10 protein-coding genes are annotated in these 11,667 nt (G+C 68.3%); 6 read left to right on the top strand and 4 right to left on the bottom strand.

From position 1 onward, the window contains the following. Window positions 1–11: 11 nt before the first annotated feature. The 5 genes from HWX08_RS20645 to vapB all read left to right on the top strand — a co-directional run bounded on the left by HWX08_RS20645 (window position 12) and on the right by vapB (window position 6,101). Window positions 12–1,388: a lysine N(6)-hydroxylase/L-ornithine N(5)-oxygenase family protein gene (locus HWX08_RS20645; protein ID WP_174922927.1), complete on the top strand. Its 1,377-nt coding sequence runs from the start codon at window positions 12–14 to the stop codon at window positions 1,386–1,388. Window positions 1,389–1,434: 46 nt separating this feature from the next. Further along, window positions 1,435–3,660, top strand: coding sequence for a TonB-dependent siderophore receptor (locus tag HWX08_RS20640; protein WP_481969237.1), 2,226 nt, complete (start codon window positions 1,435–1,437; stop codon window positions 3,658–3,660). A gap of 86 nt (window positions 3,661–3,746) precedes the next feature. Next, on the top strand, window positions 3,747–4,589 hold the full coding sequence (locus HWX08_RS20635) for a formyltransferase family protein (RefSeq protein WP_069256641.1): 843 nt from the start codon (window positions 3,747–3,749) through the stop codon (window positions 4,587–4,589). Next, window positions 4,589–5,602, top strand: coding sequence for a GNAT family N-acetyltransferase (locus HWX08_RS20630; RefSeq protein WP_174922929.1), 1,014 nt, complete (start codon window positions 4,589–4,591; stop codon window positions 5,600–5,602). The genes HWX08_RS20635 and HWX08_RS20630 overlap by 1 nt, the downstream gene beginning before the upstream one ends. Window positions 5,603–5,852: 250 nt before the next feature. Further along, window positions 5,853–6,101 (top strand): type II toxin-antitoxin system VapB family antitoxin, encoded by a 249-nt coding sequence (gene vapB, locus HWX08_RS20625; protein WP_174922930.1) that lies wholly within the window; start codon window positions 5,853–5,855, stop codon window positions 6,099–6,101. 48 nt (window positions 6,102–6,149) lie between these two features. Here vapB and HWX08_RS20620 read toward each other — a convergent pair whose 3' ends face one another. Together HWX08_RS20620 and HWX08_RS20615 are read right to left on the bottom strand one after the other, a co-directional pair. Next, window positions 6,150–7,055 carry a nucleotidyl transferase AbiEii/AbiGii toxin family protein gene (locus HWX08_RS20620; RefSeq protein ID WP_174922931.1) on the bottom strand — a complete coding sequence of 302 codons (906 nt, stop codon included), beginning with the start codon at window positions 7,053–7,055 and terminating at the stop codon, window positions 6,150–6,152. Next, window positions 7,024–8,097: a type IV toxin-antitoxin system AbiEi family antitoxin gene (locus HWX08_RS20615; protein WP_174922944.1), complete on the bottom strand. Its 1,074-nt coding sequence runs from the start codon at window positions 8,095–8,097 to the stop codon at window positions 7,024–7,026. Before HWX08_RS20615 ends, HWX08_RS20620 begins: the two co-directional genes overlap by 32 nt. A gap of 351 nt (window positions 8,098–8,448) precedes the next feature. Here HWX08_RS20615 and HWX08_RS20610 point away from each other — a divergent pair, with 351 nt between their 5' ends. Continuing rightward, the gene (locus tag HWX08_RS20610) at window positions 8,449–9,612 is read left to right on the top strand and encodes a M20 aminoacylase family protein (protein WP_174922932.1); all 1,164 of its coding nucleotides are present in this window, start codon (window positions 8,449–8,451) and stop codon (window positions 9,610–9,612) included. 120 nt (window positions 9,613–9,732) lie between these two features. Here the strand turns inward: HWX08_RS20610 and HWX08_RS20605 are convergent, their stop codons facing one another. Together HWX08_RS20605 and cobO are read right to left on the bottom strand one after the other, a co-directional pair. After that, entirely contained in the window at window positions 9,733–11,037 is a 1,305-nt protein-coding gene (locus HWX08_RS20605; protein ID WP_174922933.1) for a cobyrinic acid a,c-diamide synthase CobB, read from the bottom strand. Between the two features lie 2 nt (window positions 11,038–11,039). Further along, window positions 11,040–11,642, bottom strand: a complete 603-nt coding sequence (gene cobO / locus HWX08_RS20600) for a cob(I)yrinic acid a,c-diamide adenosyltransferase (RefSeq protein ID WP_069256647.1) — start codon at window positions 11,640–11,642, stop codon at window positions 11,040–11,042. Window positions 11,643–11,667: the final 25 nt, after the last annotated feature.

Here is an 11,667-nt window from a genome sequence, read left to right as displayed (position 1 = left end):
GGAGCTGAGACATGCAAAGAGAAACCGTATTCGACCTGATCGGCGTCGGCTTCGGGCCGTCGAATCTGGCGCTGGCCGTGCGCCTCGCGGAGCGCAGCGGCACGCGGGCGTTCGCCCATTGCTTCGTCGAACGCCAGCCTGAATTCGGCTGGCATCGCGGGATGCTGCTCGACGATTGCCGGATGCAGATCTCGTTTCTGAAGGATCTCGTCACGATGCGCGATCCGAAGAGCCGCTACACGTTCATCAACTACCTGTTCGAACGCGGCCGGCTGAACGAATTCGTCAACCTGAAGAACTTCTATCCGACCCGCGTCGAATTCCACGACTACCTGAGCTGGGTGGCCGAAGCGTTCGACGATCGCGTCCACTACAGCGAGACCGTGCTCGGGATCGAACCCGTGCGCGGCGACGGCGCGAAGATCGACGCGCTGCGCGTGCTGTCGCGCGACGCGACCGGCCGCGAGCGCCAGCGCGTCACGCGCGCGCTGTCGGTCGGCGTCGGCGGCACGCCTGCGATTCCGGACGCGTTCGCCGCGCTCGGCCGCGACCGCGTGATCCACTCGTCGTCGTACCTGACCGACATCGACCGGCTCGTCGCGTCGCCCGACGGCGAGCGCCGCCGCGTCGCGGTGATCGGCGCGGGGCAGAGCGCGGCCGAGGTGTTCATCGATCTCGCGCGCCGCTTCCCGCACGTCGACGCAAGCCTCGTGATGCGCGCGGGCGCACTGAAGCCGGCGGACGACAGCCCGTTCGTCAACGAGATCTTCAGCCCCGAGTTCACCGACGTCGTCTATGCGCAGCCGCACGACGCGCGCCGCGCGCTGCTCGAGCGCTACCGCGACACGAACTACGCGGTGGTCGACCGGCCGCTGATCGAACAGATCTACGAAATGCTGTACCTGCAGCGCGTCGACGGCACCGCACGTCACGCGCTGCTCGCGAACAGTGCGATCGAGGCCGCGGTGCGTACCGCCGACGGCCGCGTCGAACTGACGCTGCGCGACCGGCTGAACGGCGACACGCGCGTCGAGCGCTTCGACGCGCTCGTGCTGGCGACCGGCTACCGCCGCGACACGCATTCGGCGCTGCTCGACGGGCTCGCGCCGCACCTGGGCGATGCGCTCGTGCGCGGCGACGTCGCGCGCGACTACCTGCTCGCGACGCCCGAGCACTTCACGCCGCGCATCTACCTGCAAGGCTGCTGCGAAGACAGCCACGGCTTGTCCGACACGCTGCTGTCGGTACTGGCGCGCCGGGCGGACGAGATCTGCGCGTCGCTCGAAAGCGGGATCGCGCCCGCCCATGACGAAGGGGCGGCCCGGGCAACACAGGAAAAACGAAAGGACAACGGGGTGAGCGCGGGCCGGATGGCTTTCGCTCTTTGACAAAGGCGCGGTCGGAGACCGCATGAAAAAAGTGGAGCAGAGAAAGATGGAGTGGGCAACAGGCACGCGTTTGCGTGCGATCGCAGCCGCGGCAAGCGTGGCGTTCGGTGCGGCGGCAGGGCATGCATACGCCCAGACGGCGCCCGCCGTGAACGCAGGCGCCGCGGCGCCGGCCAGCAGTGCGCAGAACGGTGCGGCGGCCGGTACGTCGACCGGCACGCTGCCGACGATCAACGTCAACGCGGCCTCGGACGGCGACGGCACGGTCGGGCTCGTCGCGAAGCGCAGCCGGACCGGTACGAAGACCAATACGTCGATCAACGAGATCCCGCAGACGATCAACGTCGTCACCGCGCAGCAGATCGAGATGACCGGCGCGACCGACGTGAACGCGGCGCTGCGCTACGTGCCGGGCTTCTCGTCGTACGGGTCGGACAACCGTTCGGACTGGTACGCGGCGCTGCGCGGCTTCACGCCGACCGCGTACGTGAACGGGCTGCAGGTGCCCAACACGATCAACCTCGCGAGCTGGCGCGTCGATCCGTACATGATCGACAGCATCAGCGTGCTGCGCGGGCCGACCTCGGTGCTGTACGGCGCGGGCGACCCCGGCGCGATCGTCGACGTGCAGACCAAGCTCGCCGACGGCGAGCGCGTGCGCGAAGCGGGCGTGCAGATCGGCAATTACGCGCGCAAGCAGTTCATGATCGACGTCGGCGACAAGCTCGACCCGGACGGCAAGTACGCGTACCGGTTCGTCGGCGTCGCGCGCGACGGCAATGCGCTGACCGGCCCGAACAACGACCAGCGCGTCGCGCTCGCGCCGTCGTTCCGCTGGCGCCCGGACGCGGATACGTCGCTGACGCTGTCGGCCACCTATCTGCAGGACTGGGGCGACATCTCGTCGAACTTCCTGCCCGCGGTCGGCACCGTGCTGCCGAACCCGAACGGCCAGATCAACAAGGACGTGTACGAGGGCGACCCGAACTTCAACTACTACCGCAAGAAGCAGTGGTCGGTCGGCTACCAGTTCGAGCGGAACCTGACGCCGGCGTGGACGTTCCGCCAGAACACGCGCCTGATGCACCTGTCGCTCGACAACGGCTCGGTGTTCGGCAACGGCTTCGTCGACGGCAGCACGACCGACGTGTCGCGCTGGGCCGGCGTGTTCCAGATGAACTACAGCCGCTTCGACATCGACAACAACCTCGAAGGCCGCTTCGCGACGGGCCCGCTCCAGCACACGCTGCTGCTCGGCTTCCAGTACAACCGCCAGACCGCGACCGACAGCGAATGGCTCGCCGCCGCGCCGCCGCTGAACATCTACAACCCGGTCTACCAGCCCGTCACGACGGCGGTGTTCACGCCCGATTCGACGTTCCGCACCAATATGTACACGACGATGAACACGTTCGGCCTGTACGCGCAGGACCAGATCAAGTGGAACCGCTGGACGCTGACGCTCGGTGGCCGCGAGGACTGGGTCAACATGCGGATGGACGATCGCGCGGGCGGCACGTCGACGAAGGCGGACGTCACGGCGTTCACCGGCCGCGTCGGCCTCACGTACCAGGGCGATTACGGGCTGTCGCCGTACGTCAGCTACGCGACGTCGTTCAACCCGCTGATCGGCGTGAACCTGCTCGGCGGCGGGCTGCCGCAGCCGACGCGCGGCAAGCAGATCGAGGCCGGCCTGCGCTGGCAGCCGCCCGGCAAGAACCTGATGCTGAACGCGGCGATCTACCAGATCAACCAGACCAACGTGCTCACGAACGCGCTGCCGGACCAGGACCCGACCGGCACGAAGTCGGTGCAGGCGGGCGAGGTGCGTTCGCGCGGGATCGAGCTGAGCGCGACCGGCAAGGTCACGCGCAACCTGTCGGTGATCGCGTCGTACGTGTATCAGGACGTGAAGAACGTGAAGGCCAACGACGTGTCGCTGAACAACTGGCCGGTCGACATTCCGCGGCCGCGCCAGATGGCGTCGCTGTGGACCGACTGGACGTGGCACACGGGGCCGCTCACGGGCTTCGGCCTCGGCGGCGGCATTCGCTACCAGAGCGCGTCGGCCGGTGCGGCCGACAACTCGCTGACGGTATCGAGCGTCACGCTGTTCGACGCGGGCGTGCATTACGACACGCGCAACTGGCGCTTCGCCGTGAACGGCACGAACCTGTTCAACCGCCACTACATCAGCGGTTGCCAGTCGGCGAACGTCTGTGTGTTCGGTACCGACCGTACCGTGATCGCCACCGCGAAATACAACTGGTGACGCTGCGCGCCGCGGCCCGCCGGCCGGCCTTCGCGGCCGGCGCGGGCGGGTCGCCGCGCCTTCGTCCGCTTTTTCACCACGCATCCATGCCGAAGAAAAATCTCGTCTACATCCAGTCGCTGCGCAACGGCGCGGCCGATCGTGCCGGGCAGCCGGTCGCCTATCGGGGCGGCACGCGCTACATGAAGGCGCCGCTCGAATTCCTCGTCGAACGCCTGAACGACTCGCCGCTAGGCGAGCGCTACACGCTGCAGGGCGTGATCGTCGACGACGACGAAGGCTCGCCGGCCGACCGCGCGAAAGTCGCCGACTACGGCTTCGCACGCACGCCGGGCCGCCCGTGGATCCTGCCGGACGGGTTGACCGTGCGGGGCCGGCCGGTCGACGAACTGTTCTGCACGATTGCGTCGACGTACCGGCGGCTGCCGCGCGACGCACGCGAGCAGCGCGTGGCCGGCAAGCAGGCGTTCGAGCGCCGCCTGCTCGAGCGCCTGCTCGAACTCGACGCCGACGTCGTCGTGCTCGACGGGCTGCTCGTGATCCTCGACGAACTCGTGCGGCCCGGTGCGCGCTTTCACCGGCGCATCGCCAACATCCACCCGGGCATCACCGCCGACGATTCGCCGTACCAGCGGCGCGGCGCATGGGCGACGCTCGACGCGCTGCACGGCGCGCGCGGCGAACGGGTCGACTGGGCGAGCGGCACGACGTCGCGCGTCGAACCCGTGACGATGACCGGGGCGTCGTTCCACTACGTCGACAACGGCATCGATTCCGGCGAAGTGATCTGCGACGTGCTCGACACGCCGATCGCGCCGGACGACACGATTCTCGAACTGCGCTGGAACAACTTCCAGCGCAGCCTGTTTCCGGCACTCGAGCGCGGGCTGCACGTCCTCGCCGACCGCCACGACGCGGGAGCACTGTGATGGAAGACACGCTGACGAAACCGGCCGGCGCAGCGGACGCGATCGAAGGGCACGTGGCCGTCGCGCTCGACGGCGCCACCCCCGCGCCGCTGGCGATCGCCGAGCGCACGCTCGACGCGTGGCGGCCCGACGACGCGCCGGACCTCCTGCTCGACGCGTTCGTCGCGCTCTTCAACACCGACACGCGCTACGACGCGGCGACGATCACTGTGCCGCTCGGCGGCGCCGATGCGGCCGCTGTCGCGTCGTACGTCGCGCGCGCGGTGCGCGAAGGTGTGATCGACGGCGCACAGACGGCCGGCGACACGCTGCGCGCCACCGTGTCGCGCGCGACGTTCTGGCAGAACCCGCGGCCCTGGCTGAAGGCGCCCGCATCGGGCGGGATGCCGCTGCGCCATGCGATCACGAACGGCCACCGGCACCCGGTGCGCCCGCCGTCGCCGGCCGGCGAGATCTACGCGCGCTACATGCCGCAGGTCGGGATGACGTTCAGCCTGCGCACCGTCGACATCGGCGCGCACGCGGACCTGTTCAGCGGCTGGATGAACCTCGATCGCGTCGCGCATTTCTGGGACCAGCGCGGCACGCGCGACGAGCACGCGACGTATCTCGCCGAGCGGCTAGCCGATCCGCACATGCATCCGATGATCGGCTATTTCGACGACACGCCGTTCGGCTATTTCGAGTTCTACTGGGCGAAGGAAGACCGTCTCGCGCCGTTCTACGATGCGCACGACTACGACCGCGGGCTGCACCTGCTGATCGGCGACTCGCGCTTCCAGAGTGCCGGCAAGCTGCATGCATGGTGGAGCGGGGTGCTGCACTACATGTTCGTCGACGAGCCGCGCACGCAGCGGCTCGTCGGCGAGCCGCGCGTCGATCACGTGCGGCACATCGCGTACATGCACCGGCTCGGGTTCTACACGCTGAAGGAATTCGATTTCCCGCACAAGCGCGCGGCGCTCACCGTGATCGAGCGCGACACATTCTTCGACACTTTCCGGTTGCCGTGACGGGGCGGATGCGCGGGGCGGCGCGACGGTGCGCGTCGCGCCCTGACGTGCCGGCATAAGCCGTCCGGCGTATGAATCGCGCGGCCTGCGTCGTGAAGAATGGATCGTTCTCCTCATCGACGGCAGGCCCGCAACCATGGCGAAAATATCTTCCGCAGCATGGGGCGCGACCTTCGGGTTACGTACGCCCATATTGACATATGCCAGCATATGTCCAGACTGGGTGCATCGTACTCCCGTGGAGTGGCTCATGCGCACCGTTTCCATTTTCAAGAATGCCCGTAACCAGGCAATCCGCATCCCGAAGGACATGGAGTTCGAGGGGGTGACGGAACTCGAGATCCGCCGCGAAGGCGACACGCTGCTGCTGCCGATGCGGCCCACGTGGCTGTCGTTCGCGAGCGAACCGCTGGCCGACGCCGACTTTCTCGCCGAACGCCCGGCTGTGGTCGAGTTCGGCCGCGTCGCCGGGTTGCCGCTCGAAGACTGGGCGGCCTGAGCGCGGCATGCCGTCCGCACGGTCGCGCGGCTGTGCTGCCGCGACGCGTCACGTGCGCGGTGCGGGGCGATCTGCGAGAAAGGCGGTGCGGAATGCGTCGAGATACCGGTCTGCGTCATCGCTGAATTCGCCGGGCAACAGCGCGAACGCGCGTGCCAGCAGATCCTGGCCGAGCGCGGCATAAGTCGCTTCGTCCGACAGCAGCGCGCGGATCGCGTCCCGCGTATGCGGCAACGCAATCCGTTGCGCGTCGCGCGCGAGCAGCGCGGCAGCGGCGAGTGCCGGCTGGAACGCGTGCATTTCGAGCAGGTCCGGTGCGACATCCCAGATGCGCTCGCGATTACCGGCGTCGTGGAAATGCGTGAGCAGGAACAGCAGGTCGTACGCGTCGCTGTTCTGGCGCGCGCGCCGATCCTTCCACGCGAGCAGCTTCAGCAGCGCGAGCGCAGGCAGGCTGGCCACCGGCACCACGGTGTGCGCGTCGATCGACACCGGCTGCGCGGTGTCCACCGCTTCCTGAAAACCGAGCACGTTCAGCACGAATTCACCGCCGGGCGGCCACGCGATCTCGCCGGGCGGCGTTTCGAGCGGCCCGAACGGCACGAGATCCAGCTCCGTGCGAAAACCGTGTGTGCCGCTGTCGAACAGCAGTTTCTGCTGCTGTTTCGGCGCGCGGCTGAACTGTCCGGTTGCGACGAGCGCGTCGATGAGTCGCGCGTGAAACGGCCAACTTACCGCGCACACCGCAATGTCGACATCGCGCGTCGCGCGCACCGGCTGGATGCCGTGAACGTGCCACATCAGGATGTCGCGCGCGGTTGCGCCGGCGACCACGAACGCCGCGTCGAGGCGTGCGCAGGTCGAGCACACGCTCTGCAGCAGCGTGATCGCGGCGGGCGCCAGCGGCCGGCGTGCGTCGACCTCAAGCGGGCGGGTGGGTGAGGTATCGGTCATGGATGCGCTCGGCGATGGCGAGATTGCGACTGTCGCCGGACGCGACGAGATCCGCGTAGATCAACAGCGGCGGCACGACCGGTACGTCCTGCTCGCGCCACGCGAGCGCCGCCGGCGGCGGCCAGAACGCTTCGACGAGCTCGACGTCGCCGTGCTCGTCAGCGCGCAGGCGGCCTTGTAGCAGCAGCTTGTTCGATGCGGTGCCGTGCATATAGACGGTGATCGCGGCCGGCTTCAGATCGTGTGTCAGCAGGTCGGCCGCAGGCTCGCCGCCGAGCCGCGCTTCGAATGCGGCGAAATCGAAGCCGCGCCACCAGTCGGGCGAGAGCGCGGCAAATCGCCGGCTCGGCAGTTTCGCGCGCAAGCGGCTCGGGTAGAGCGCGACCCATTCCTGCACGAAACGCGGCCAGTCTGGAATCAGGCGTTCGCCGTTGCGGCGCTGCCCGACGAGGCCGCGCGCGATCAGATCGTCCATCGCGAGATTGATCGTGCCGAGTGCGACGTCCGATGCGGCCGCGATCGCACGGTACGGTTGGGCGACGAGGCCCGGCTGCGTCGCGAGCGCGAACATCACGGCCAGCCCCTTGGGCGTCGTGGCGCGCGATGCCTGCCGGCGTGGTGCGCGTGCGGGTTTCGGCCGGCCCGCGATCATCACGGTCGCCTCCGGCTGAATCAGGCACGCGTTGCCGGCGGTATCGAGATACGGGATGCCCTGATCGGTCAGGCCGGCGGCCAGTTCGGCCGAGAGGTATGGCGCGACGAGCATCAGCGGCCGCTCCCCGGGCGTCGCGGTATCCGCGCCGCTGCGGCGCAGTGTCGCGAGCGCGCCCGCCAGCGATTCGACGCGCAGGCTGACGGCGGCCGGCATCTCGAACGCGTGCCCGGCAACGTCGAAGCGGATCATTGCGTCGGCGCGCGCGCGGCCGGCGGCCGGCACGCGTACGGGCCGCGCGCGAAAGCGCCGGGTCGCGCGTTCGAACGCGGCGCAGGCTTCGTCGAGCACCTGCTGTTCCGACAGGGAGAGGGGAGGGTTCGCGGGCATCGAAGGCAATCGGTTGTTCACCTTTTTGCCATCGTACACAAAAAATGTACGAGCGTCAAAAAGTGAACAAATATTCGCAAACCTTTGATTATAAGTAGCTATTTCAAGATGTCGAGCGATAGTCACGGCAGTCCTCGTACAGAAGAATTCGACAGGTAGCGCACAGTTTCGCGTGTCCGGCCCTGGCGCGGCAGTCGTCCGGACAGCCAGCTTGCGCGGGGCGCACACCGTTCCCAATATGGCAACTGCGAGTTGCTACCGTGACGACTTTCCGTCTGCCCGGTTGCCGTTGAACCGACTATCCTTGCCTGCACATCCCGGCAGTACCCCCGCACATCAGGAGACGACACCGTGACGCACAGCGTGATTCCCGCAGGCCTCGCCGACGAAATGATCGAGATCCGGCACCGCATCCATGCCCACCCCGAGCTCGGCTTCGAGGAATTCGCGACGAGCGACCTCGTCGCGGAGCAATTGCAGTCGTGGGGCTACACGGTGCATCGCGGGCTTGGCGGCACAGGCGTCGTCGCGCAGTTGAGGGTCGGCGACGGCACGCGGCGCCTCGGCCTGCGCGCCGACATGGACGCACTGCCGATCCACGAAACGACGGGCCTGCCGTACGAGAGCCGGATCGCCGGCAAGATGCACGCATGCGGCCATGACGGCCACACGGCGATGCTGCTCGCGGCCGCGAAGCACCTCGCGCGCGAGCGCCGCTTCTCGGGCACGCTGAACCTGATTTTCCAGCCGGCCGAGGAAGGGCTCGGCGGCGCGAAGAGGATGCTCGACGAAGGGCTGTTCGACCTGTTCCCGTGCGACGCGATCTTCGCGATGCACAACATGCCCGGCTTCCCGACGGGCAAGTTCGGTTTCCTGCCGGGGCCGTTCATGGCATCGTCGGATACGGTGATCGTCGACGTGCAGGGCCGCGGCGGTCACGGCGCGGTGCCGCACAAGGCGGTCGATTCGGTGGTCGTCTGCGCGCAGATCGTCATTGCGCTGCAGACGATCGTGTCGCGCAACGTGTCGCCGCTCGACATGGCGATCGTCACGGTCGGCGCGATCCACTCGGGCGACGCGCCGAACGTGATTCCCGATCGCGCGCAGATGCGCCTGTCGGTGCGCGCGCTGAAGCCCGAGGTGCGCGACCTGCTCGAGACGCGCATCAAGGAGGTCGTGCATGCGCAGGCGGCCGTGTTCGGCGCGAGCGCGACGATCGACTACCAGCGCCGCTACCCGGTGCTCGTCAACGATGCGGACATGACCGCGTTCGCGCGCGGCGTCGCGCGCGAGTGGGTGGGCGACGCCAACCTGATCGACGAGATGGTGCCGCTCACCGGCAGCGAGGATTTCGCGTTCCTGCTCGAGAAGCGGCCGGGCTGCTACCTGATCATCGGTAACGGCGACGGGGAGGGCGGCTGCATGGTGCACAACCCCGGCTACGACTTCAACGACGCGGTGTTGCCCACCGGCGCGTCTTACTGGGTGGAGCTCGCGCAGACGTTCCTGGTTTGACCGGGGAAACACCGCATATGGCGCGAGGCGGGACATCGACAAGCTTGCCGCAGAAGCAAGCACGCACGGGATCGTTGCGACTGGGCAGGCAATCCCGGCATGACCTGAGCCGTCCCGAATCTAGAACGCGTCCCCGCTGAACAGCGCCACGACCGCCTGCGGATTCGACGGCCAGTACATGTGCATGTACGTCGCGACGATCGCGTCGTGGCGATAGACGGCTTCGCCGCTGCCCGCCCCACCGTCGGGGCGCGCGGCGAACGCGACCGGCTCCAGCGTCGTCGCGAGCCGCGAATAGTGGAACGTATGGCCGCGCATCGGCCCGGTGCGCGTGTCGAGCTGCTGCATGCCGAGCGCAGCGAACCTTCGCTGCATCGTCGCATGACCCGGCAGCACACCCAGCATCGGCGTGGTCACGCCGTCCACATCGGTCAGCGATTCGCACAGATACACCATCCCCCCGCATTCCGCGACGATCGCCCGGCCGGCCGCCGCGTGTGCGCGAATCGTTCGCGCCGTCGCTGCATTCGCCGCGAGCGTCGCCGCATGCAGCTCGGGATAGCCGCCCGGCAGGAACAGCGCGTCGCAATCGTCCGGCACGGGTTCGTCGGCGAGCGGCGAGAAAAACCGCAACTGCGCACCGAGTGTGTCCAGCAACGCAAGATTGGCCGGATAGATGAACGAGAACGCCGCATCGTGCGCCACTGCGATCCGCTGGCCGGCGAGCGCGCGCGGCAGCGGCGCCGCGGCGTCCGGTTCCGCGAACGCGACGGCCGGCGGCAATGCGGCGAGCGCCGTGTGCGCGAGCACGTCGGCCGCCCGCTCGAGCCGCGCATCGAGATCGTCGATGTCGGCCGGTTGGTGCAGGCCGAGATGCCGCTCGGGCAGTGCGATGCCAGCGTCGGCCGGTACGTGCCCGAGCCAGCGCAGGTCGTCGGGCAGCGCCTGTTGCAGCAGTTCCGCATGCCGGACCGAGCCGACCCGGTTCGCGAGCACACCGTGAAACGGCAGCCCCGGCCGGAACCGCGCGAGCCCGAATGCGATCGCCGCGAACGTCTGCGCCATCCCCTTCGCGGCAATCACGGCGACGACCGGCACGCCGAACGCGGCCGCGAGGTCGGCACTGCTCGGCGTCCCGTCGAACAGCCCCATCACGCCTTCGATCAGGATCAGGTCCGCGTCGCGCGCGGCGTCGGCCAGCAGTGCACGGCAGCCGGCCTCGCCGACCATCCCGAGGTCGAGCGCATGCACGGGCGCGCCGCTCGCGCGTTCGAGCAACATCGGATCGAGAAAATCGGGCCCGGTCTTGAACACGCGCACGCGGCGGCCGAGCCGGCGGTGCAGCCGCGCGAGGCCGGCCGTCACCGACGTCTTGCCCTGGCCCGACGCGGGCGCGCTGACGAACAGCGCGGGGCAGTCCGGCATGCTCAGAACTCCACGCCGCGCTGCGCCTTCACGCCTTGTTCCTTGTACGGATGCTTGACGAGCCGCATTTCGGTGACGAGGTCGGCCGCGTCGATCAGCGCATCGGGCGCATGCCGGCCGGTCACGACGACGTGCACCGAAGCGGGCCGCGCGGCGAGCGTCGCGAGCACTTCGTCGAGCGGCAGGTATTCGTACTTCAGCACCGTGTTCAGCTCGTCGAGGATCACCATCCGGTAGTCGCCGCTTTCGATCATCCGGCGCGCCTCGTCCCAGCCTTTGCGCGCGGTCGCGATGTCGGCGTCGCGGTTCTGCGTGTTCCACGTATAGCCATCGCCCATCGTCACGAAATCGCATTCGGCCACCGCGCCGAGGAAGTCGCGCTCGGACGTGTGCAGCGCGCCCTTGATGAACTGCACGACACCGAGCCGCATGCCGTGACCGAGCACGCGTACGGCCATGCCGAACGCGGCGGTGCTCTTGCCCTTGCCGTTGCCGGTGTTGACGATCAGCAGGCCCTTTTCGTTGACGGCGGCGGCCTGCTTCTTCTCGTGGCCCGCGCGGCGGCGTTCGGTCATCCGTTGATGGGATTCGGCGTCGGTTTTCATCGGATTCGTCCTGTCGAAAGAAAGC

Origin of the sequence: Burkholderia metallica (assembly GCF_902832845.1) — a bacterium.
In the GTDB taxonomy this organism is placed as follows: Bacteria; Pseudomonadota; Gammaproteobacteria; order Burkholderiales; family Burkholderiaceae; genus Burkholderia; species Burkholderia metallica.
Note: the sequence above shows the minus strand (reverse complement) of the source record. Positions and strands in the feature narration are given on the sequence as shown.